Consider the following 21,741-nt stretch of genomic DNA (forward strand, 5'->3'; position numbering starts at 1 on the left):
GAGGGGATCACTGTCCCGCCGTCATCGCCGGCCGGCAGCCATGGAAAATATCCAGCCCCGGCTGATACAGCGACGTCCTGACTTCGAACAACCCGAGCACCGAATGGAACAGGTTGTCGTGGCTCAGATCCGGCTGGCTGCTTTTGCCTTGCAGGCAGGCTCGGTCGATGCCCAGTTGCGCCAGGGTGTTGTTGCCGAACCACATCACCATCGGCACATGGGTCTGGGCTTCCGGCGCCAGCGCATAGGGCGCGGCGTGCAGGTAGAGGCCGTTCTCGCCCAGTGATTCGCCATGGTCGGACACGTACAGCATCGATGTATCGAGGTGGTCCTGATTGCGTTTGAGCAGCTCGATTACCTTGGCCAGGAAATGGTCGGTGTAGAGGATCGTGTTGTCGTAGACGTTGACCAGTTCGTCACGGCTGCAACTGCCCAGCTGGTTGGTGTGGCAGATCGGTTTGAAACGCTCCATGTCCTTCGGATAGCGCTCGTAGTATTCCGGGCCGTGGCTGCCGTCGGCGTGCAGGACGATGATCGCGTTGCCCTTGAGGCTGTCGATGTAGCCTTGCAGGTCGGCCAGCAGCGCTTCGTCGAGGCAGTTGTTGCCGTCGCAGAACGGCCCCGGCTGGTTCTTCGCGATGTCGCGGTTCGGAACGCGCAGGCAGGTGCCTTTGCAGTCGCTGTTGTTGTCCAGCCACAGCACTTGCACGCCGGCCCGTTGCAGGATGTCCAGCAGGCCTTCGTAGGTTTTGCCTTTCTTGTCGCTGTAGTCCTCGCGCGGGAACATCGAGAACATGCACGGCACCGACACCGCCGTCGAGGTGCCGCAGGAATGCACTTGGGTGAAATTGAGGATGTCGAGTTTGCTCAGCTCGGGATTGGTCTCGCGCTCATAGCCGTTGAGCGAGAAATGGTCGGCCCGGGCGGTTTCGCCGACCACGAACACCATCAGCGATTTCTTCTCGCGGGAGGCCGCCTTGGCGCTCATCACCGCGTCCTCGCCGATGGCCTGCACCACGAAATGCTTTTTGATCCCCAGCCGTTGCTTGGTGTATTTGCTGATCGCGTAGATGTAGTTGGTCGGGTTGATGAAGTGGGTGAGTTTGTCTTCCTCGCGAAAGATCGGCGCGTAGGTCGAATAGAACGCGCCCACCGAAGCGCCGATCACCAGCACGCAGGCCACGATCACCAGCACCTTGTTCAGCAAACCCCGAAAGAACGGCCGATAAACCACTGGCCAGCGCCAGATCAGCACGGCCGGCAACACGCCGAGCAACAGCACGTAAGCCAACAGTTTGCCGCTGAACAGCGCCGTGGCTTCCCCGGGATTGGTTTCGAACACGTTCTGGATCATCACCGTGTCGATGGTGATTCCGTATTCGTTCATGAAATACGCCGCGCAGGCCGAGAGCAGGGCCACCAGGGTCAGCGCCGGTTTCAGCGTCCAGCGAAACGACACCAGGGTCAGCAGCAGCGTGATTGCCGCCCACAGGAACAACCCGAAGGACGCGAAAAACGCCAGTTTCTGTGCGCCTTGCAAGGTGATCAGCGTTCCCAGCGCCTTCCAGGTCGCCAGGTTGTACAGCGCCACCAGTGCCAGCGAAAACAGCAGCACCAGGCGGGTCGGAGTGATGGACGGTAAACGCAGTCCTTTGCCCAAAGCCATTTCGATACTTTCCTCTACGTCAGTCGAAAACCCATACGGTTACGCGCGTAACTGTAGAAGAGCATTGGTAAAAATTCCGTAAACATCCGGTAACAAAATCACGATAAGTGCAAAAAAACGTGGGCGCCAGCAGGCCGGCTCCCACGGGAGATTTGCAGCAGGTCAGAAGGATTTGCTGACGCTGGCGACAACCGTCGCCGTGCACACGTCCTTGAAGCCCCAACTGCTCAGGCACTGGCTCTGCGAGAGGTCGGTGTCGATGTAGCTCAGGCCCAGCACCATGCCGGCCAGATTGTGGGTCAGTTTGACTTCCCACTCCCGGTAAGACTGTTCGCTGTGACCGGACGCCGAAAACATATGCGGGTCCTTGAAGTCCATGTTGCCGTAGCGCAGCTTCAGCCCGGAATCCAACGGCAATTCGGTTTCATAGCCGATGTAGCTATAGAGCGAACTCTGTTTGCTGTCGATGCCCGGCGCATCACTGGAGTAATAGGCCGCGAGTTTCACGCCGTAGGCGCTGAGAATCGAATACACCTCGCTCTGGTTGAACTGGCTCTCCTTGGGATACGCGTATTTGATGTAGCCCAGATCCAGGCTCGCGGCCTCGGTCGCCTGCCACAACCAGCCGGCGTAGTAATCGACTTCCTGACGGGTTTTCAGGCCGCCACCGAAATCGACGTTCGAGCTCCACGCGCCGAGGTACAGGCCGCTGCTGTGGGCCAGGGTCAGACCGGCCTGTACGGCCGGGTCGTTCTGGGTCTGGGAGATGCCGCGGGTGCGGTAGTCGCTGGCCAGGGTCAGGTCGACCAGCACCGCGAAATCATCGTTCAGGGGGATTGCGTGGCTGCTCAAGGGCAGCAGGCTCAAGGAAGTGAGGACGAGCAGGGGCAAGGCTTTCATGTGAAGTCCCGTTGTTGTGGTTGTTATGGGCAGGAAGCGGGCAAGGCTGCGCCGGACCCCGGCGACGGGCACGGGGTCGGGCAGCGGGTACGGCGATTGTTATTGGAGGGTAGGGGCGTAGACCTGGCGGCCGGCGAACCAGGTTTGCAGCACCTGGGTGTCATGCAGGGCTTTGTCATCGACGCTGAACACGTCGCGATCGAGCACGATGAAATCGGCCTGTTTGCCGGGGCTCAGCGAGCCGATCTGTTGCTCCAGGCCGATAGTCCGCGCGGCGTTGGCGGTGTAGGCGTAGAACATGGTTTCGCGGTCCAGGCGTTCGTCGGCGTTGAGCACACCCAGCGGCCCGGTGCGGGTGATGGCCTGGGCCATGGCGTTCCACGGGTTCGGCGAGGACACCGGCCAGTCGCTGGCGCCGGCAATCGTCGCGCCTTGCTTGAGCAGCGAATGCGCCGGGTATTGATAGCGGAAAGCGAGGGCGCTGACGTAAGGCTTGATCATGTCGGTGGTGTAGTCGTCGGCGCTGGCCCACAGCAGTTGCATCGAGGCAATCACGTTCAACGGCTTGAAGCGGGCGAACTCCTTCGGGTTGACCATTTGCAGGTGCGTGATCGAGTGCGTCACGCCGCTCTGCCGGTCCTTGCGCGCCTGGGCGATGCCGTTCAGGGATTCGCGCACCGCGCGGTCGCCGATGGCGTGGATGTGCACCAGCCAGCCGCGCTGGTCGATGGCGCTGACCAGTTCGCCGAAATGCTGTGGATCGATCAGCAGCTCGCCCTGTTTGTGCGAGTTGCTGTAGGGATCGATCATCGCCGCGCTCTGGGCCGGGTATTCGATCACGCCGTCGGCAAAGATCTTGATCCCCGGCAGCGTCAGGTTGGGGATGCCCTGAAATTGCCGGCGCACCTTGTCGAGGGTATCGAGATCGGCCGGTACGCTTTTCGGATTGGCCACCAGCAGCGCGGCGACGTGGGCAGTCATGCCGCCGCTGTCCGACAGGGCTTTGTAGGCCGGCAATACGCCGACGGTTTTCTCGGTGGGTTTGAGGGCGAACACCGGCTCGCCCGGCGCGGCGTTGGCGGCGGGGTCCATCCACGCGGTGATGCCGAGGCTGTTGTTGAAACGCACTGCCGATTGCGCGGCCTTGAGCATGTCGGCGGGGCTCGGCACCGGCATTTTCGAGGCGACCCGATCCCAGCCGGCGTCGACCACAAAGCCGTTCGGTTCACCGTTGGGCAGTTTGCCGATGGTGTCTTTTTCTGCGTCCGGCAGGGTTTTCAGCAGCGCGGCGTCGATGCCCGCACGCTTGAGCATGACGTTGTTGGCCCATGCGGTGTGGTGATCGCTGCCGGTGAACACCACTGGCACGTCGGCCCATTCGCCGTTATTGAAGATTTTGCCCAATGCCTCAGCCTTGGCCCAATACGCCGAGCTCATGCCGGCCACGCTCAACACATCGCCATGCCGGGCCTTGCCGTCGTCACGCCAGCCGCGCAGGCGTTTTTCCAGTTCATCCAGACCGACCACGTCGTCTTCCATGTTGGCCGAGACCATTTCCAGTCCGCCGAAAATCGCGTGGGAATGGCTGTCGATCAGGCCGGGCATCAGCGCCTGGCCTTTGAGGTCGATCACCTGGGTGCCGGGCTCGATCAAGGCCTTGATCTGCGCATCCGTGCCGACTTTCAGCACCTTGCCGTTCTCCACGGCCAGTGCCTGAACCTTCGGTTGAGCGCGGTCGGCGGTGAAAATCTTGCCGTTGAGCAGCACCAGATCGGTGGCGGCCATGGCTTCCATCGAGGCAAAACTCACAGCGGCGATCAGCAGATTTTTTGTGAAATGCGGGATGAATCTTTTCATTGAACATTTCCTTGTTATTGCGTCTGATGGCCAGATTAGTGGCTGCCAACGCCCGACAGAACGCCTCCCTCACGAAAAACGTTTTTGCCTGAATGGAAAAAGCATGGACAAGTTGGGTGCATTGAAAATGTTCGTGGTCACCGCGCAGCTCGGCAGTTTCAGCCGCGCTGCCGAGCAACTGGGCAAGACCCCGTCGGCCCTGACCAAAGCGGTCAATCATCTGGAATCTGAACTTGGGGCGCGGTTGTTCGAGCGCAGCACGCGGCGGATTCTGCTGACCGAAATCGGCCGGCTCTATCTGGAAACCGCACGCCAGGTGCTGCAACGGCTGGACGAGGCCAGCGAGGAAATCGAGCAGTTGCAGCACGGTCTGCGTGGCAGCCTGAAAATCACCGCACCGCTGGCTTACGGCCGGGCGTTTCTCGATCAGGTGTGTGACGGCTTTTTGCAGCAATACCCGCAGATCAGCCTGCAAGTGGATTTGTGCGACGAATTCGTCAATCTGCTGGAAAGCGGCTACGACCTGGCGTTGCGCGAGGGGCATGACGACTTGCCGGGGCTGATCGCCCGGGTGGTCGGCAGCAATCGCCTGGCGCTGTGCGGCAGCCCCGAATACCTGGCGCGCAAGGGCTTGCCGGTGACGCCGCAAACCCTCGATCAGCATGAATGGCTGCTGTACCGGCATCCGTTGCTCAGCCGCGAATTCTGGTGGGCCGAGCGCGATGGTCAACGTTTGAGCCTGGCGCAACCGGCGGCGCCGCTGTTGCGCAGCGACAATTACGATTTGCTGCTGGCCAGCGCCCTGGCCGGGCGTGGCTTGCTACACACGCCATTGTGGAGCGCTGCGCCGTACATCGCCGACGGGCGACTGGTGCGGGTCATGGCTGATTACGAGATCGACCCGGACAGCTTCGGCCCGCACATTCTGGCGGTGTACCCGAGCCATCGGCGGGCGACGGCCAAGGTTGTGGCGTTTATCGACTACATCGCGGGGTTTCTGGCGGAGCGCGGTTTGAGCTGACTGGCGGTGCTTGTCAGGAAAATCCCACAAGAGTACAAATGTACTCCATGACGACTCTCACTCCTCGCCGTACCGCCATCCTGACCTTTATCCGCGAACGCATCGCCGAACACGGTCAGCCCCCAAGCCTCGCTGAAATCAGCGAGGCTTTTGGTTTTGCCTCCCGCAGCGTGGCGCGCAAGCATGTGCTGGCGCTGACCGAAGCCGGGTTTATCGAGGTCAATCCGCATCAGGCCCGGGGCATTCGCCTGCTCGGGCAGCCGGCGCGGCCGGAACTGCTCGAAGTCCCGGTGCTCGGCCGGGTGGCTGCCGGTGCGCCCATCGGTGCCGATGCCGACCTGCACAATCGGCTGATGCTCGATCCAGCGCTGTTCTCCCGCACGCCCGACTACATGCTGCGGGTGCAGGGCGATTCGATGATCGAGGACGGGATTCTCGACGGCGATCTGATCGGCGTGCGGCGCAACCCCGAGGCGCTCAACGGCCAGATCGTGGTGGCGCGACTCGACGGTGAAGTCACCATCAAGCGCTTCGAGCGGATTGGCGATGAGGTTCGCCTGTTGCCGCGCAACCCGGCGTATCAACCGATTGTGGTGCGGGCCGATCAGGACCTGGCCATCGAAGGGGTGTTCTGCGGTCTGGTGAGGCAAGGCTGATGGGTGCCGTCGTTGCGCTGGATACGCTGTTCAATGGCGGCCAGGTCTGGAAGGGCCGGCCTGCGCCACCGGCCGCCAGCCCGCAACCCACCGGGCACGCCGCGCTGGACGCCGCCTTGCCCAGTGGCGGCTGGCCGGAAGCGGCGCTGAGCGAAATCCTGCTGGCCGGGCCCGGTGTCGGTGAGTTGCAACTGGTGTGGCCGACATTGGCGCGGCTGTCGGCAGCGGGCGAGCGCATCGTGCTGGTGGCGCCGCCGTTCGTGCCGTATCCGCAGGCCTGGGCCAATGCCGGGGTCGATCTGCGCCAGTTGTCGGTGATCCAGGCCAGCGAACGCGATGCCTTGTGGGCGGCGGAGCAATGCCTGCGCTCGGGCAGTTGCGGCGCGGTGCTGTGCTGGCCGCACAAGGCCGATGACCGCGCCTTGCGCCGTTTGCAGGTGGCGGCGGAAACCGGCCAGACCCTGGCGTTTGCATGGCGGCCATTGAGCGAGGCGGTCAACCCGTCGCCGGCCGCGTTGCGCATTGCCATCGATGCCCGCCCGGCGCAATTGCGCGTGCTCAAGTGCCGGGGTGGTCTGGCGCGCAGCGCACCGATTGCCTTCGCCGTGGGGCATTGAGGTCGCCATGCGCTGGGTTTGCATTCTGTTCCCGCAATTGGCCCTCGACGCCGTGCTGCGTCAACGCCCCGATCCCGAGCAACCGCTGGCGCTGCTCAGCGGCCCGGCCCAGCGCCGGGTGCTGCAAGCGGTCAACCCGGCGGCGCGGGCACTGGGTTTGCGTCCGGGGCAGTCGATGACCGCCGCGCAGGCCATGAGCAAAGGGTTCGCCACCGTCGATTACGATTCGGCCGAGGTCGAGCACTGGCAGCAGTTTCTCGCCGCCTGGGCCTATCGTTTCAGCGCCCAGGTCAGCGTGCATTACCCGCGCACGGTGGTGTTCGAGATCGAATCGAGCCTCGGGCTGTTCGGATCCTGGGCGCAGTTCGAGGCGCGGTTGCGCACGGAACTGACGGAGCTGGGCTTTCGTCATCGCATCGTCGCCGCGCCCAATCCGGTGGCGGCGCGGGTGTTGGCCAACGCCTACGACGGATTGGTGGTGCCCGACAGTGAAGCCCTGCGCCACCACCTCGGGCAATTGCCGGTCGACCGCATCGGCCTTGAACCGAGCGTGGCCACGGCGCTGTCGCGCATGGGCCTGCGTAACCTCCATCAGGTGCAGAACCTGCCGCGTCAGGCCCTGGCCCGGCGTTTCGAGGCGCCGATGCTCAAGCACCTGGACACGCTGTTCGGCGCACGGCCGCTGGCGCTGGCGTTCTACCTGCCGCCGGATCGTTTCGACGTGCGCATCGAACTCAATTTCGACGTGCAGTCCCATCAGGCGCTGCTGTTTCCCTTGCGCCGCCTGACGTCCGATCTGGCGGCGTTTTTGTGCGGGCGCGACAGTGGCGTGCAGCGCTTCGATCTGCACCTTGAACACGCGGGGTTGCCGGACACGCTGATCAAGGTCGGCCTGCTCAGCGCCGAGCGCGATCCGGCGATGCTCTTTGAACTGGCCCGTGGCCGACTGGAGCAGGTGCAGGTCGAGGCCCCGGTGCGCGGCTTTCGTCTGCGCGCCGAGGATCTGCCGAGTTTCGTGCCGCAGTTTCAGGAGCTGTTCGACGACCGCCCGCAGCAGACCTTGCCCTGGGAGCAATTGCGCGAACGCCTGCGCGCGCGACTGGGGGATGAGGCGGTGCAAGGCCTGCGTTTTCAGGCCGATCATCGACCGGAGTGCGCATGGCAGAACGCCGACGACAAACAGCGCTGCCCTGCATTGCCGGGCGTGCAGCGTCCGGGCTGGTTGTTGGGCGAACCGCAGTCCGTGCCCGAAGGTTCGGCGCGCATCCTCATGGGCCCGGAGCGTATCGAGTCCGGCTGGTGGGACGGTGACGACGTGCGCCGCGACTATTACCTGATCCAGAACCGCGCCGGCCAGCAAGGCTGGGCGTACCGGGCTGTGGGTGAGGGCGGTCCGTTGTGGCTGCAGGGCTGGTTCGCGTGAATCAGGGTTACGCCGAACTGCACTGCCTGTCGAATTTCAGTTTCCAGCGTGGCGCGTCCAGTGCGCTGGAGCTGTTTCAGCGGGCGAAAAAACACGGCTATCAGGCGCTGGCGATCACCGATGAATGCACCCTCGCCGGGATCGTTCGTGCCTGGCAAGCGGCCAAATCCGTGGAGCTGCCGTTGATTATCGGCAGCGAAATCCGCATCGAGAACGGCCCGAAACTGGTGTTGCTGGTGGAGAACATCGAGGGTTATCAGGCCCTGTGCGGTTTGATTACCCAGGCCCGACGGCGTACCCAAAAAGGCCAGTATCAAGTGCTGCGCGAGGATTTCAGCGAACCGTTGCCGGGATTGCTGGTGCTGTGGGTGCCGGATGCGGTCGATGATGTGGAAGAGGGCCGCTGGCTGAAACAGACCTTCGGCGAACGGCTGTGGCTGGCGGTGCAGTTGCATCGCGGGCAGAACGATCAGCAACGGCTGGCCGCGCTGCTGAGTCTGGCGGATGAGCTGCAGATTCCAGCCGTGGCCAGCGGCGATGTGCACATGCATGCCCGTGGTCGCCGAGCCTTGCAGGACACCATGACTGCGATCCGCCATCACGTTCCAGTGGCCGAAGCCGGGTTACGCCTGCACCCCAACGGCGAGCGGCATTTGCGCAGCCTTGATGTGTTGAGCGAGTTGTATCCGCAGGCCTTGCTGGACGAGTCGGTGAAACTGGCTCGCCGCTGCACCTTCGACCTGAGCGAGTTGCGCTATCAATACCCCAAAGAGCTGGTGCCCGAGGAACACAGTGCCAGTTCCTGGCTGCGCCACCTGACCGAACAAGGCATCGCCTGGCGCTGGCCGCAAGGCGCACAGCCCAAGGTGCTCAAGCAGATCGACGATGAGCTGGAGCTGATCGCCGAGCTCGGCTACGAAAGCTACTTCCTCACCGTGCACGACGTGGTGCGCTTCGCCCGGGAGCAGAAAATCCTCTGCCAGGGCCGGGGTTCGGCGGCCAATTCGGCGGTGTGTTTTGCCCTGGGCATCACCGAGATCGATCCGGACCGCACCACGCTGCTGTTCGAGCGTTTCATGTCGAGGGAGCGCAACGAGCCGCCGGACATCGACGTGGATTTCGAGCACGAACGCCGCGAAGAAGTCCTGCAATACGTGTTCCATCGTTATGGCCGCCGTCGTGCGGCGCTGACGGCGGTGGTCAGCACTTACCACGCTTCCGGCGCGATCCGCGATGTGGCCAAGGCGCTGGGGCTGCCGCCGGACCAGATCAATGCGCTGGCCGACTGCTGCGGTCACTGGAGCGATGAAACCCCGCCCGTGGAGCGCCTGCGCGAAGGCGGTTTCGACCCCGAAAGTCCGCTGCTGCACCGGGTGTTGAGCCTGACCGGGCAACTGATCGGCTTCCCCCGGCACCTGTCGCAGCACCCCGGTGGTTTCGTGATATCCGAGCAACCGCTGGACACGCTGGTGCCGGTGGAAAACGCCGCCATGGCCGACCGCACCATCATCCAGTGGGACAAGGACGATCTCGATGCCGTCGGGTTGCTCAAGGTGGATATCCTCGCCCTTGGCATGCTCAGCGCGATCCGCCGCTGTTTCGACCTGCTGCGCCGTCATCGCCATCAGGACCTGAGCCTGGCGACCATCCCGCCTGAGGATCGGCCGACCTACGACATGATCAGCCGCGCCGACACCATCGGCGTGTTCCAGATCGAATCCCGGGCGCAGATGTCGATGCTGCCGCGCCTGCGCCCGCAAACCTTCTACGACCTGGTGATCGAGGTGGCCATCGTCCGGCCGGGGCCGATCCAGGGTGGGATGGTCCATCCGTACCTGCGCCGCCGGAACCAGGAAGAAGAGGAAACCTATCCGTCCCCGGAGCTGGAAGTGGTGCTCAAGCGCACTCTCGGCGTGCCGCTGTTTCAGGAACAGGTGATGCAGATCGCGATTGTCGCCGCCGATTACAGTCCCGGCGAGGCCGACCAGTTGCGCCGTTCCATGGCCGCGTGGAAACGCCACGGCGGGCTGGAGCCGCACAAGGAACGGCTGGCTGCGGGCATGAAGAAAAACGGCTACAGCCCGGAATTCGCCGCGCAGATTTTCGAGCAGATCAAGGGCTTCGGCAGCTACGGTTTCCCTGAATCCCACGCCGCCAGTTTTGCCTTGCTGACCTATGCCAGTTGCTGGCTCAAGTGCCACGAACCGGCGGCGTTCGCCTGTGCGCTGATCAACAGCTGGCCGATGGGTTTCTACAGCCCGGATCAGATTCTTCAGGATGCGCGTCGGCATCATTTGCAGATCCGCCCGGTGGACGTGCGCGCCAGTGACTGGGATTGCAGCCTGGAGCCGATTGCCGGCGAGCAACCGGCCATCCGCATGGGCCTGCGGATGATCAAGGGCTTTCGCGAGGAGGATGCCCGGAGCATTGAAAAGGCTCGAGCGAGGGGCGCGTTTGCCGACGTCGCCGATCTGGGCGAACGGGCCGGGCTCGACAGTCGTGCCCAGGCATTGCTGGCGGACGCCGGCGCGCTGCGTGGCCTGGCCGGTCACCGCCATCGGGCACGCTGGGAAGTGGCCGGGGTGCAGAAACAGCTTGGGTTGTTTGCCGGGTTGCCGAGTCAGGAAGAGCCGGATGTGCTGCTGCCGACACCGAGCGTCAGCGAAGACCTGTTCACCGATTACGCCACCCTCGGCACCACGCTGGGGCCGCACCCGTTGACGTTATTGCGCGACGAGTTGCGGGCACGGCGCTGCCGTAGCTCCCGGGAGTTGCTGGACGTCGAGCATGGCCGGCCGGTCAGCGTCGCGGGTCTGGTGACCGGGCGCCAGCGACCGGGTACCGCCAGTGGTGTGACCTTCGTGACCCTGGAAGACGAGTTCGGCAACGTCAACGTGGTGGTCTGGCGCGATCTGGCCGAGCGTCAGCGTCAGGTGCTGGTGGGCTCGCAATTGCTCAAGGTCGATGGCCGCTGGGAGCGTGAAGGCGAGGTGCGGCATCTGATCGCCGGACGCTTGAGTGACCTTAGCTCGCTGCTCAACGGAATTCGGGTGCAAAGCCGCGATTTCCACTGACACGCCGTAGTGATCGTTCCCACGTCGAGGCGTCGAACCGTCCGCGTGGGAACGATCGGCAGAGGACGGCTGCTAACCGATTTGCAAGCCAATTCACTGACGTCAAAAAAACCTGTCCTCACTGATGGCACTTTGGCATAATGCCGCCCCTTTCCCGATCCCCCACAACATCACCGTGCGGGGACACATCGAATTTCAGAAGGAATGCACAGTGAGAATGATCTCCCGGATGTTGGTCTCGGGCGTTGCGATTGCCGTTCTCGGCACCCTGGCCGGCTCGCTTTCCGGTTGCGCCACCGAAAGCTCCCGCGCATTGCCGGTGGCCAAGGTGGAAAGCGCCTCCCAGGCCTGGTCCGGTGTGCGTATCCCGATGGCCGTGGGCAAGTTCGACAACCGTTCGAGCTACATGCGCGGGATCTTCTCCGATGGCGTCGACCGTCTCGGCGGCCAGGCCAAGACCATCCTGATCACTCACTTGCAGCAGACCAACCGTTTCTCCGTGCTCGATCGCGACAACATGGGCGAAATCCAGCAGGAAGCGGCGATCAAGGGCCAGGCCCAGCGTCTGAAAGGCGCCGATTACGTGGTCACCGGTGACGTCACCGAGTTCGGCCGCAAAGAGACCGGCGATCATCAACTGTTCGGCATTCTCGGCCGTGGCAAGACTCAGGTCGCCTACGCCAAGGTCAACCTGAACATCGTCAACATCAGCACCTCCGAAGTGGTGTATTCGACCCAGGGCGCCGGCGAGTACGCCTTGTCCAACCGCGAAATCATCGGCTTCGGCGGCACCGCTGCCTACGACTCCACCCTCAACGGCAAAGTCCTCGATCTGGCCATGCGCGAGGCGATCAATCGCCTGGTTGATGGCATGAACGCCGGTGCCTGGAAACCGGGCAACTGATAGACGCCCATTGCAAGGAGCAACACACCATGAATCTGTCCCTGTCCCGGTCGCTGATGGCCCTGACTGCTGGCGCCTTGCTGGCCGGTTGCAGCAGCCCGCAAACCCTGTATCAGTGGGAAGGCTACCAGCCACAAGTCTACGAATACTTCAAAAGCGAAACGCCGAAAGAAGCCCAGGCCGAAGCGCTGGAAGCCGATCTGCAAAAGATCCGCGCCAGCGGCAAGCCGGTACCGCCGGGTTACCACGCTCATCTCGGTCTGCTGTACCTGAGCATGGGCAAGGACGATCAGATGGTGCAGCAGCTGCGCACCGAGAAGACCCTGTTCCCCGAGTCCGGCACCTACATGGATTTTCTGCTTAAAAACGCCAAGACCGGAGATGCCCAATGATCTCCCGTGCCTTGAAACTGCTGGCCGCAGGCCTGGCGCTGACCGTTCTCGGTGGCTGCGTTGCACCGAAGACCGTGGACTATTCGGCGTACAAGCAAGCGCGGCCGAAATCCATTCTGGTGCTGCCGCCGCTGAACACCTCGCCGGACGTCAAGGCGTCCTACAGCCTGTTGTCGCAAGTGACGTTCCCGTTGGCCGAAGCCGGTTACTACGTGCTGCCGATCACGTTGGTTGACGAAACGTTCCGCCAGAACGGCCTGACCACGCCGGATGACATCCATGCGGCGCCGGCCAGCAAGCTGCAGGAAATCTTCGGTGCCGACGCGGCGCTGTACATCACCGTCAGCGAATACGGCACGCGCTACATGGTGATCAGCAGCGAAACTGCCGTCACCGCGAGCGCCAAGCTGGTCGACCTGAAAACCGGCGTCACCCTGTGGACCGGTGCGGCCCGGGCGTCGAGCGAGGAAGGCAACAACAGCAATGCCGGCGGGCTGATCGGCATGCTGATCACCGCGGCGGTGAAGCAGATCATCAACAGCTCCACCGATGCCGGCTACCCGATTGCCGGTGTGGCCAGCAATCGACTGCTGTCGGCCGGTCATCCGGCGGGCCTGCTGTACGGGCCACGGTCGCCGAAGTACGGCACTGACTGAAACCCAGGCTGCTGATCGTTTCCACGCTCTGCGTGGGAATGCCGCCATGGACGCTCCGCGTCCACTGTGACGCAGAGCGTCACGGTATGCATTCCCACGCGGAGCGTGGGAACGATCAGCACGGCGGCCCACCTCGGTGGGCCGTTTTTTTATTTGGCGGGCCAGAACCGCTCGCCGCCCCCCGGTGCCTCTGTCCACGCTTGCAACGAGCGGGTCGGCAAATCGAAGTAATCCCGGGTCCGCGCATAACCATGCCCGCCCATGCGCCCGATCGCATCCAGCCCCAATTGATCGATGTACAGGGTTTTCGGATCGATCAACTCGTCGCGCACATGCGCCATCAACACCTCGCCAAAAATGATCTCCCGCGACTGACCGATGTTCAGCGCCATCATCCGCCGACATTCCAGCGCCACGGGTGCTTCGCCGATTCGCGGGCATTTGACCGAGGTGCCGGGGATCGCTGTCAGGCCCGCTGCGGTCAACTCATCGAAGCCCGGCGCGAACGGCACGGCGCAGACATTCATGGCTTCCACCAATGCATCGCTGACGATGTTGACGGTGAATTCCTGATTCATCTGGATATTGCGCGTGGTGTCCTTCGGGCTCTGATCGCCGTAGTTCTCGACGCCGAGCGCGAGAATGGGCGGGTCCGCCGACAGCGCATTGAAGAAGCTGAACGGCGCGGCGTTGACCCGGCCTTCGGCATCGATGGTGGTGACCAGTGCAATCGGGCGCGGGACCACGCTGCCGATCAGAATCTTGTATTTTTCCCGTGGACTCAGTTGGCTGAAGTCGAAGCTGTGCATGGCAGTGTTCTCTAAAGAAGTGGATCGATGGCGCTCAACGGCGCTTCGGCGCTGTAGTCGTCGGCGAACGGAATGGCCGGTTGGAACAGGGTTTTCCAGTCCGGTCGGCCAAAGGCCCGGTCGCTGTGGCTGCGCATCAGTTTTTCGTATTGGCGCTGGGCCTGGCGTTGCAGAGTGGGGTAGTCGACGCCGTTGACCTGACCGTCGTGCATCACGCAGCGACCGTCGATGAAACTGGCGATGCAGTCGTCGCCGTGCCCGGCCAGCAGCAGGTTTTTCAGTGGATCGAACAGCGGGCCCAGGTGCAGACCGCGCAGGTTGAAAACGGTGATATCCGCTTTGGCGCCGGGGGCCAGGCGACCGAGGTCATCACGGCCCAATGCCTTGGCGCCGCCGAGGGTCGCGGCGTTGTACAGATCGAGGCTGCTGGTCAGTGCCGAGCCGCCCTCCATCAAGCGGGCGATGTTCAGACCGTGGCGCATGTTGGCCAGCAAGTCCGCCGGCCAGGTGTCGGTGCCGAGGGCGAAGTTGATGCCCTTGGCACGATAGCGGCCGAACGAATTCAGTGCTTCGCCATCGCGGGCGAACACCAGTGGGCAGTGCACCAGACTGGCGCCGCCGTCGATGACCCGTTGCAGATCGTCATCGCCCGAGGTGTAGATGCCGTGGGGCAACAGGCTGCGCGGGTTGAGCAAGTCCAGCTGCTGCAACCAGCCCAGCGGCGTAGTGCCGCGCAACTGTTCGACCATCGCCACCTCACCCAGCGCCTGACAGCAGTGCAAACGCATCGGCGCGTTCAGCTCGCGACTCAATGCGGACGTGCGCTTAAGCAGCGCCGGGGTGCAGGTCTGGATGCGATCCGGCAGCAGCGCACCGCGAATCAGCCCGGCATGCGCACCATCGAAATCCTTGAAAAACCGTTCGGCCGCATCCAGTCCCGCCAGGCCCCGAGCCTCATCCCAGTGGTGGGCGAGGGTGCCGTCGGCGCGCCAGTAACTCATGCCGCTCATGTAGCAGGGGCCGAGGTACGTGCGCAGGCCCAGCTCGCCCGCCACATCGGCCACAGCCGCGAACTCGTCGTAGGTCTCCGCCCATTCGCGGTAGTACATCGAGGTGATCGGCATCGCCGTGGTGATGCCGTTGCGGATCAACTGGGTGAAGGCGTAGCGGTACTTGAAGACTTCTTCTTCGGGGCTGAACGACTCACGCGGGCCGGCCGCCAGATACTCCGCCGACCACATCCGGCCCATCGCGCGCTCGTCGCCGTTGTCCAGGGTCAGTACCGTGGAGTCGAGATCGCCGAGGGCATCCAGGTCGATGAAACCGGGGCCTATCAGCGCATTGCCGTAGTCGATCCACTGATCCACCGGCCCTTGGTATCCGCGCCCGACAAATTCGATACGCGATCCGCTGAATACCACTTCACCGTCACGCCACAGCACATGCTGCGTGCCGTCGAAGCCGACCACGCAACCGGCCTTCAGGCCGATCCGTTTCACAGACGGCTGCCCAGCAGACGACCGCCGCTGGCGATCAGCTCGCCGCCGCGATAGACCTGGCGCACAGGGCGCGAAACCACGGCTTCACCGAGGGTTTCGACCGGCATCAGCAGAAAATCCGCAGGCTTGCCGATGGCGAAGCCGTAATCCTCGATCCCCAATGCGCGCGCACCGTTCACCGTCGCGGCGTCGAACGCCGCCGCCAGTTCTTCGTCCTTGCCCAGGTCGAAACGGAACGCCAGCAGCATCGCCCGTTCCAGCATGTCGCCATTGCCCATCGGCGACCACGCATCACGAATACCGTCGGAGCCCAGGCACACGTTGACCCCGATCTCGCGCAGCGCCAGAAACGGCGGCACCGCACAATCGGCCGGCGCTGAACTCATCAGCGAAATCCCCAGCGCCGCGAGGCGTTCGGCAACAGGTTTGACCTGGCTCCACGGCAGCATGCCGAGGCAATAGGCGTGGCTGATCATCACCCGGTTCTGCAGGTTGAAACGCTCGGTGTAATCGGCGATCCGGGCGATCTGCCACAGGCCCAGTTCTCCTTTGTCGTGCAGGTGAATGTCGACGCCACGCTGGAATTCGCTTGCCAGTTTGAACACGAAATCCAGCTGCGCGATCGGGTCGTTGTCGATGCCGCACGGGTCGAGCCCGCCGACGTTTTCCACGCCCAGGGCCATGGCTTCGCGCATCAGTTCGGTGGTGCCGGGGCGGCTGATCAGGCCGGTTTGCGGGAACACCACCAGTTGCAGGTCGATCAGGTCGTTGTAGGTTTCGCGCAGTTGTTGCATGGCCTCGACGTGGCGCAGGCCGAATTCCGGGTCGATGTCGACGTGGCAACGCATGGTCAGCGAACCCCGGGCGATGCAGTTTTCCAGCAGCGCGCCGGCGCGTTCGGCGATCGGCGCTTTGACTTCACGCAGGACGCGGCGCTCGTTGCTGATGTAGTCCTTGAGCGTCGGGCCGGCGCTGTTCGGGCGCCAGGGTTGGCCGTACAGGGTCTTGTCGAGGTGGACGTGGCTTTCCACCAGCGGCGCGGTCAGGAGCTGGTTCTGGCCGTCGATGTCGGTGGCGGCCAGTGGAGCATTGGAGGCCGGGCGGCGTTGGGTGAACTTGCCGTTTTCGATCAGCAGGTCTTCGGCGGGGGCGCCGTAGGGGCGGATGTTTCTGAGCCAGCGGGGGGCAGTCATTGGAACCTCATTTGTTCTTTGGATTTTTTCCCCTCACCCTAGCCCTCCCGAAACGTCGGACCGCCCGGAGGGAGAGGGGACCGAATGGGGGATATTGAAGAGCTACGCCGACCTGAACGAACGGCTCTGAATCCATAATCGATCAGGTCTTTCAGGTCGGCGGACAGCGCAATACAACTCGGTCAGTCCCCTCTCCCTCCGGGAGAGGGCTAGGGTGAGGGGGCTTCCAGGCCGATCCGGGAGTTGGGCGTTCAGATAAACCAGCGATCCATGATCAACCCTTAAGCTTCGACCAGATCCGATCCTGCAGCTCTCGCGCCTTGTTGCTGCATTCCTTCTCCGGCCGCAGCCGCGAGGCGTATTCCTCGGGCATGTTGATCGCGTCCATGACCTTCCATTTCGCATCCAGCAACTGATCGCTCTGAATCCCGTTGGCATAGGCAATCGCGTTGGACACGGCCGCCGCGTTCTCCGGTTTCATCATCCAGTCGATAAAGATCTTGGCGTTGCCCGGATGCGGCGCGCTTTTCGGTACGGCGAAGTTGTCCTGGAACATCGCCAGGCCTTCTTTCGGGTACACGTATTTGATGGTGCTCTTCTGCAACGTGGCGCGGGCCGTCGAGCCGTTCCAGTTCTGCATCATGATCACTTCGCCCGAGGCCATGCGATCCACGGTGTTGTCGGAGCTGTACATCTTCAAAAACGGTTTCTGTTTTTGCAGCAGTTCGAGGATGCGTTTGGCGTCCTGCGGGTTTTCCGTGCATTCGTCGACGTTCAGGTAATGGCTGGCGGCGTTGATCACGCTGCTGGAAGTGTCGAGGGCGGCGAGCTGGCCTTGCAGTTCCTTGCGCGGTTCGAAGAATTCTTTCCACGAATCGTCGAGCTTACCGCCCTGCACCCGGGCGCTGTCATAGGAAAACCCGGTGGTGCCCCACAGATACGGCGCCGAAAACTTGCGGCCCGGGTCGAAGCTCGGGTCGCGGAACGGGCCTTTGACGTACTGGAAGTTGTTCAGGCTCGGGGCGTCGATTTCCAGCAGCAGATCCTGCTTGATCAGCGTCTGCATGATCGACTGCGACGGCACGATCACGTCATACGCCGCGCCGCCGGCCTGCAACTTGGCGAGCAGGGTTTCGTTGCTGTCGTAGCCGTCCATGGTGACCTTGATCCCGGTTTCCTTTTCGAACTTGGCCAGCAGGTCCACCGGGTAGTAATCGGTCCAGTTGTAGAAGAACAATTGCTTGGGCTCGGCGGCATGGGCGCTGAACGCGGTGAAACAACTCAGGGCCAGACCGGAAATTGCCAAACGCATGCTTTTGGTTTTCATGAACAGAGCGCTCCAGGTTTATTGTTGTTTGCCGCGTTGGCCAAGCCAGAAGGCCAGCACCACGAGCACGATGGAAATCACCAGCATCAGGGTCGAAATCGCATTGATTTCCGGCGTCACACCAGCCTTGATCGCCGAGAAGATGTACACCGGCAACGTGGTCGAGCCGGGCCCGGCGACGAAGAAGGTCATGATGAAATCGTCGAGGCTGACCACGAACGCCAGCACCGAACCGGACAACACCGCCGGCCACAGCAGCGGCAAGGTCACGCGGCGGAACACCTGCCACGGGTTGGCGTACAGATCGTTGGCGGCCTCCAGCAGGCTCTTGTCCAGATCGTTGAGCCGTGCGCGGATCGGCAGGTAGGCGAACGGAATGCAGAAGCCGATGTGCGCGACGATCACCGTCATCAGCCCGAGCTTGATCCCCAGCGCCATGAACAGCAGCAGGGTGGCCACGGCGGTGACGATCTCCGGCAGGATCAGCGGCAGGTTGATCCCGCCCTCGACCATTTTCTGTCCGTAGAACGGCCGGTAAGTCGCCAGGGCTGCTAGCAGTGCAATGGTCGTGGCGCAGACTGTGGCGATGGTCGCGACGATGATCGAATTCAGCGCTGCGGTCTGGATCGATGGGTTGGCCAGGATCCGCCCGTACCAGGCGAACGAGAACTCGGTCCACACCGTCGCCGAGCGGTTGGCGTTGAAGCTGTAGGCGATCAACACCAGGATCGGAACGTACAGGTAGGCAAGGATCAGCAGGCTGATTTCCCGGGTCGCCGGGAGTTTTTTCAGGTGCAGAGAGATCATGCTTTCGCTCCCCGGTTCAGGGTTTTCGCCGCGCTGCGGCTGTAGAGGGCGTAGAGCACCAGCGACAACAGCAGAATCCCCAACAGCAGGAACGACAACGAACTGCCGAGCGGCCAGTTGCGCGCGGTGCCGAATTGCTGCTGGATCAGGTTGCCGATCATCAGGGTCTTGCCGCCGCCAAGGATCGCCGGGGTGATGAAGGCGCCGAGGCTCGGCACGAACACCAGCAACGCGCCGGCAATCACCCCGGGCATCGACAGCGGCAGGATGATTCGGCGCAGCGCATGCCAGCGGTTGGCGCCCAGGTCATAGGCGGCTTCCACCAGACGCCAGTCGAGTTTTTCCAGGGTCGAGTAGATCGGCAGGATCATGAACGGCAGAAAGCTGTAGACCAGACCGACGCTGACGGCGAAGTCGTTGTAGAGCAGGGTGATGCCACCGGCGCTCGGAAACAGCGCGTTGAGGCTCTGGGCGACCCAGCCCTGTTCGCGCAGGATGATCAGCCACGCGTAGTTGCGGATCAGCAGGTTGGTCCAGAACGGAATGGTGATGAGCAACACCATCAGATTGCGTCGGCGCGGAGTCAGGCTCGACATCCACAGCGCCACCGGAAATCCGAACAGAAAGCACAGCACCGTGGTGCCGCCGGCCTGGAACACCGAGCGCGACAGCGCCTGGGCGTAGACCCAGTTCAGCTCCAGTTCGCCGTCGAAACCTTCCTGGAAAAACAGCTGCACGTAACTCTGCAGTTGCCATTGGGCCTGCCAGTCAACGCCGCCGTAGGTGTTGCGCGGCAGCAGGCTGATGTAACCCATGATCCCCAGCGGAATGGCGATCAGGGCGAGCAGGGTCAACACCACCGGGCTGAGCAACAGCGCGCGGTTGAGGGAGGGGGAAGTGCTGCTGACGCTCATCTCAGGCCTCCATCAACAGGCAGGCTTGGGGCGGCAAATGCACCGCCACGCGCTCGCCGACTGCACGACCACGGTTCAGCCCTTCGTTGTTTTCCCGCAACATGACTTTGATGTCGTTGTTCAAACGGCACTGGTACAGCGTCGCGGTGCCGACATACAGCACCGCTTCGATCACACCGCGCAGATGGTGCGGCTGATCCGCTGCAACCAGTTGCGAGCGCTCGGGCCGGAATGCCAGCTGCACGCTGCTGCAATTGACGCCTTGGGGCGGGCAGGGGATTTCCACCGGCATGCCGTTGGGCACGAAGATGTTTTCGTTGTGTTCGCCGCGCTTGAGTTCGCCGGGGAGGAAATTGATGTCGCCGATGAACTGGGCGACGAAGCGGTGCTGCGGTCGTTCATAGATGTCGGTCGGGGTGCCGATCTGCAGGATCTTGCCGGCGGACATCACCGCGATCCGGTCGGACAGGGTCAGGGCTTCTTCCTGATCATGGGTGACGAAGATGAAGGTGATGCCGGCTTCCTGCTGCACGCGCTTGAGTTCGACCTGCATTTCCTTGCGCAGCTTCAGGTCCAGCGCCGACAGCGGCTCGTCGAGCAACAGCACTTTCGGCTTCGGCGCCAGGGCCCGGGCCAGAGCCACGCGTTGCTGCTGGCCGCCGGATAATTCCGCCGGTTTGCGCCCGGCCAGGTGCTCCATCTGCACCAGCGCGAGCATTTCGTCGACCCGTCCCGGAATCGTCTTGCGATCAAGACCCTGCATCTCGAGGCCGAAGGCGATATTCTGCGCGACACTCATGTGCGGAAACAGCGCGTAACTCTGGAACACCGTGTTGACCCGACGCTTGAACGGCGGCAGGTGATTGACCGTTTCGCCCGCCAGACGGATCTCGCCGTCGCTGACGTGTTCGAAACCGGCAATGGTGCGCAGCAGGGTGGTCTTGCCGCAGCCCGAGGGGCCGAGGAGGGTGAAGAACTCGTTGTCGGCGATGTTCACCGACACGTTATCGAGGGCTGGCGCCAGGCCAGGATCATCAGAATACCGCTTGGATACATTACGCACTTCAATGGCTATTGGTTGACCCATAATGGTGCAATCCTCTAATTATTGTATGCAATATCTGAATGCAATTTAGAAATACCCGGATTAATCTGCTTGCGCAACCCCCCATTTCCCTGACTGAGTCGTTCGTCGGGCAGCGTTGCCAGCATTGAAGGAGTTTTTGAATGACCGAGAAAAAAACGGAAACCACGGTCGACCGCGTCTACCAAGGGGTTTACGAGGCGATCAGCAAGCGTTCGCTGCGTCCGGGTATGAAGCTGGGCGAGGCGTCGCTGGCGGAGTTGTTCAATGTCAGCCGCACGTCGGTTCGTGCCGCGCTCAAGCAACTGGAGGCCGACGGACTGGTCACCACCGAGCCCAATAAAGGTGCGTCGGTGTCGTTGCCCAGCGATGAAGAGATCCGTTCGCTGTTCGAAACCCGGCGCCTGATCGAGATCGGCATCGTCACTGAGTTGTGCCGGCGAAAGGACTCTGCGGTGATGCTGGACCTGCGCGATCACTTGCTGCTGGAAGACGAGGCCCACGAAGCCGGCGATCACGGGCGGCTGATTCACCTGCTCGGCGAGTTCCACATCAAACTGGCCCGCAGTCTGAACAACCCGGTGTTGCTCGACTGGTTCCAGAAGCTGATTTCCCGCGCCTCGCTGTACGCCGCCGCGCTGGATGACGACAGCCACGAGGCCTGTCGCGACGACGAACACTTGCGGCTGATCGAGTACATCGAGGCCGGCAATCAGAACGCCGCGATCGAGCTGACCTGCATGCACCTGGACGGCATCCAGAAGGCGATCCTCGACGTCGCTGCGAAGATGAAGAGCGGCTACCATCCGCTCAAGCACCTGATCGAGGTCTGAGCATCGAGCCCAGGTGAAATCGGCTATACCTCTAATGAAACCATCGCTGCCCGGCGCGCTCGAAACAGACGGGCGTGGCGTTTGAACGCGCGGCGATAGAACCGGACCC

General features: G+C 62.7%; 19 protein-coding genes. 9 read left to right on the plus strand and 10 right to left on the minus strand.

Annotated features, from left to right (window positions below):
- Positions 1–7 precede the first annotated feature (7 nt).
- The 3 genes from CAF74_RS04605 to CAF74_RS04615 all read right to left on the minus strand — a co-directional run bounded on the left by CAF74_RS04605 (position 8) and on the right by CAF74_RS04615 (position 4,423).
- Complete coding sequence (locus CAF74_RS04605) at positions 8–1,666, minus strand: phosphoethanolamine transferase (RefSeq protein WP_085745453.1); 1,659 nt, start codon at positions 1,664–1,666, stop codon at positions 8–10.
- A 162-nt stretch (positions 1,667–1,828) separates the two neighbouring features.
- The gene (locus CAF74_RS04610; protein ID WP_085745454.1) at positions 1,829–2,566 is read right to left on the minus strand and encodes a TorF family putative porin; all 738 of its coding nucleotides are present in this window, start codon (positions 2,564–2,566) and stop codon (positions 1,829–1,831) included.
- A 99-nt stretch (positions 2,567–2,665) separates the two neighbouring features.
- Positions 2,666–4,423, minus strand: a complete 1,758-nt coding sequence (locus CAF74_RS04615) for an amidohydrolase (RefSeq protein WP_085745455.1) — start codon at positions 4,421–4,423, stop codon at positions 2,666–2,668.
- A gap of 103 nt (positions 4,424–4,526) precedes the next feature.
- Between CAF74_RS04615 and CAF74_RS04620 the strand changes: the two genes are divergently transcribed.
- The 8 genes from CAF74_RS04620 to CAF74_RS04655 all read left to right on the plus strand — a co-directional run bounded on the left by CAF74_RS04620 (position 4,527) and on the right by CAF74_RS04655 (position 13,166).
- Positions 4,527–5,444 carry a LysR family transcriptional regulator gene (locus CAF74_RS04620; RefSeq protein WP_085745456.1) on the plus strand — a complete coding sequence of 306 codons (918 nt, stop codon included), beginning with the start codon at positions 4,527–4,529 and terminating at the stop codon, positions 5,442–5,444.
- Positions 5,445–5,482: 38 nt separating this feature from the next.
- Entirely contained in the window at positions 5,483–6,100 is a 618-nt protein-coding gene (lexA, locus tag CAF74_RS04625; RefSeq protein WP_085745457.1) for a transcriptional repressor LexA, read from the plus strand.
- Positions 6,100–6,717, plus strand: coding sequence for a translesion DNA synthesis-associated protein ImuA (gene imuA / locus CAF74_RS04630; protein ID WP_007959433.1), 618 nt, complete (start codon positions 6,100–6,102; stop codon positions 6,715–6,717). Before lexA ends, imuA begins: the two co-directional genes overlap by 1 nt.
- Positions 6,718–6,724: 7 nt before the next feature.
- Positions 6,725–8,140 (plus strand): DNA polymerase Y family protein, encoded by a 1,416-nt coding sequence (locus CAF74_RS04635; protein ID WP_085745458.1) that lies wholly within the window; start codon positions 6,725–6,727, stop codon positions 8,138–8,140.
- Entirely contained in the window at positions 8,116–11,214 is a 3,099-nt protein-coding gene (locus tag CAF74_RS04640) for an error-prone DNA polymerase (protein ID WP_218189654.1), read from the plus strand. Before CAF74_RS04635 ends, CAF74_RS04640 begins: the two co-directional genes overlap by 25 nt.
- A gap of 217 nt (positions 11,215–11,431) precedes the next feature.
- Complete coding sequence (locus tag CAF74_RS04645; protein WP_162130490.1) at positions 11,432–12,118, plus strand: CsgG/HfaB family protein; 687 nt, start codon at positions 11,432–11,434, stop codon at positions 12,116–12,118.
- 29 nt (positions 12,119–12,147) lie between these two features.
- A complete protein-coding gene (locus CAF74_RS04650) occupies positions 12,148–12,510 on the plus strand; it encodes a DUF4810 domain-containing protein (protein WP_007959442.1) in 363 nt (120 codons plus the stop codon).
- A complete protein-coding gene (locus tag CAF74_RS04655; protein WP_085745459.1) occupies positions 12,507–13,166 on the plus strand; it encodes a DUF799 domain-containing protein in 660 nt (219 codons plus the stop codon). The genes CAF74_RS04650 and CAF74_RS04655 overlap by 4 nt, the downstream gene beginning before the upstream one ends.
- A gap of 149 nt (positions 13,167–13,315) precedes the next feature.
- Here CAF74_RS04655 and CAF74_RS04660 read toward each other — a convergent pair whose 3' ends face one another.
- From CAF74_RS04660 to CAF74_RS04690, 7 genes are all read right to left on the minus strand, one after another.
- The gene (locus CAF74_RS04660; RefSeq protein ID WP_085745460.1) at positions 13,316–13,975 is read right to left on the minus strand and encodes a flavin reductase family protein; all 660 of its coding nucleotides are present in this window, start codon (positions 13,973–13,975) and stop codon (positions 13,316–13,318) included.
- An 11-nt stretch (positions 13,976–13,986) separates the two neighbouring features.
- On the minus strand, positions 13,987–15,474 hold the full coding sequence (locus CAF74_RS04665; RefSeq protein ID WP_085745461.1) for an amidohydrolase family protein: 1,488 nt from the start codon (positions 15,472–15,474) through the stop codon (positions 13,987–13,989).
- The gene (locus tag CAF74_RS04670; protein ID WP_085745462.1) at positions 15,471–16,667 is read right to left on the minus strand and encodes an amidohydrolase family protein; all 1,197 of its coding nucleotides are present in this window, start codon (positions 16,665–16,667) and stop codon (positions 15,471–15,473) included. The genes CAF74_RS04665 and CAF74_RS04670 overlap by 4 nt, the downstream gene beginning before the upstream one ends.
- A gap of 274 nt (positions 16,668–16,941) precedes the next feature.
- On the minus strand, positions 16,942–17,994 hold the full coding sequence (locus CAF74_RS04675; protein WP_085745463.1) for an extracellular solute-binding protein: 1,053 nt from the start codon (positions 17,992–17,994) through the stop codon (positions 16,942–16,944).
- Between the two features lie 18 nt (positions 17,995–18,012).
- Positions 18,013–18,801 carry an ABC transporter permease gene (locus CAF74_RS04680; RefSeq protein WP_007959453.1) on the minus strand — a complete coding sequence of 263 codons (789 nt, stop codon included), beginning with the start codon at positions 18,799–18,801 and terminating at the stop codon, positions 18,013–18,015.
- Complete coding sequence (locus tag CAF74_RS04685) at positions 18,798–19,715, minus strand: ABC transporter permease (protein ID WP_085745464.1); 918 nt, start codon at positions 19,713–19,715, stop codon at positions 18,798–18,800. The genes CAF74_RS04680 and CAF74_RS04685 overlap by 4 nt, the downstream gene beginning before the upstream one ends.
- A 1-nt stretch (position 19,716) precedes the next feature.
- Positions 19,717–20,802 carry an ABC transporter ATP-binding protein gene (locus tag CAF74_RS04690; protein WP_085745465.1) on the minus strand — a complete coding sequence of 362 codons (1,086 nt, stop codon included), beginning with the start codon at positions 20,800–20,802 and terminating at the stop codon, positions 19,717–19,719.
- A 140-nt stretch (positions 20,803–20,942) separates the two neighbouring features.
- On the opposite strand from CAF74_RS04690, the gene CAF74_RS04695 reads away from it, so the two are divergent.
- Positions 20,943–21,632, plus strand: coding sequence for a GntR family transcriptional regulator (locus tag CAF74_RS04695; RefSeq protein WP_085745466.1), 690 nt, complete (start codon positions 20,943–20,945; stop codon positions 21,630–21,632).
- Positions 21,633–21,741 lie beyond the last annotated feature (109 nt).

The sequence above is a fragment of the Pseudomonas sp. R45(2017) genome, from assembly GCF_002112305.1.
Taxonomy (GTDB): Bacteria; Pseudomonadota; Gammaproteobacteria; order Pseudomonadales; family Pseudomonadaceae; genus Aquipseudomonas; species Aquipseudomonas paraglycinae.

What these genes read in the sequence shown, in the direction of transcription:
- CAF74_RS04620 (WP_085745456.1), top strand. Translation starts at nt 4,527, where the DNA reads ATGGACAAGTTGGGTGCATTGAAAATGTTCGTGGTCACCGCGCAGCTC.
- CAF74_RS04650 (WP_007959442.1), top strand. Translation starts at nt 12,148, where the DNA reads ATGAATCTGTCCCTGTCCCGGTCGCTGATGGCCCTGACTGCTGGCGCC.
- CAF74_RS04645 (WP_162130490.1), top strand. Translation starts at nt 11,432, where the DNA reads ATGATCTCCCGGATGTTGGTCTCGGGCGTTGCGATTGCCGTTCTCGGC.
- CAF74_RS04690 (WP_085745465.1), bottom strand. Translation starts at nt 20,802, where the DNA reads ATGGGTCAACCAATAGCCATTGAAGTGCGTAATGTATCCAAGCGGTAT.
- CAF74_RS04655 (WP_085745459.1), top strand. Translation starts at nt 12,507, where the DNA reads ATGATCTCCCGTGCCTTGAAACTGCTGGCCGCAGGCCTGGCGCTGACC.
- CAF74_RS04605 (WP_085745453.1), bottom strand. Translation starts at nt 1,666, where the DNA reads ATGGCTTTGGGCAAAGGACTGCGTTTACCGTCCATCACTCCGACCCGC.
- CAF74_RS04635 (WP_085745458.1), top strand. Translation starts at nt 6,725, where the DNA reads ATGCGCTGGGTTTGCATTCTGTTCCCGCAATTGGCCCTCGACGCCGTG.
- CAF74_RS04610 (WP_085745454.1), bottom strand. Translation starts at nt 2,566, where the DNA reads ATGAAAGCCTTGCCCCTGCTCGTCCTCACTTCCTTGAGCCTGCTGCCC.
- CAF74_RS04675 (WP_085745463.1), bottom strand. Translation starts at nt 17,994, where the DNA reads ATGAAAACCAAAAGCATGCGTTTGGCAATTTCCGGTCTGGCCCTGAGT.
- CAF74_RS04685 (WP_085745464.1), bottom strand. Translation starts at nt 19,715, where the DNA reads ATGAGCGTCAGCAGCACTTCCCCCTCCCTCAACCGCGCGCTGTTGCTC.
- CAF74_RS04670 (WP_085745462.1), bottom strand. Translation starts at nt 16,667, where the DNA reads ATGACTGCCCCCCGCTGGCTCAGAAACATCCGCCCCTACGGCGCCCCC.
- lexA (WP_085745457.1), top strand. Translation starts at nt 5,483, where the DNA reads ATGTACTCCATGACGACTCTCACTCCTCGCCGTACCGCCATCCTGACC.
- CAF74_RS04615 (WP_085745455.1), bottom strand. Translation starts at nt 4,423, where the DNA reads ATGAAAAGATTCATCCCGCATTTCACAAAAAATCTGCTGATCGCCGCT.
- imuA (WP_007959433.1), top strand. Translation starts at nt 6,100, where the DNA reads ATGGGTGCCGTCGTTGCGCTGGATACGCTGTTCAATGGCGGCCAGGTC.
- CAF74_RS04695 (WP_085745466.1), top strand. Translation starts at nt 20,943, where the DNA reads ATGACCGAGAAAAAAACGGAAACCACGGTCGACCGCGTCTACCAAGGG.
- CAF74_RS04680 (WP_007959453.1), bottom strand. Translation starts at nt 18,801, where the DNA reads ATGATCTCTCTGCACCTGAAAAAACTCCCGGCGACCCGGGAAATCAGC.
- CAF74_RS04660 (WP_085745460.1), bottom strand. Translation starts at nt 13,975, where the DNA reads ATGCACAGCTTCGACTTCAGCCAACTGAGTCCACGGGAAAAATACAAG.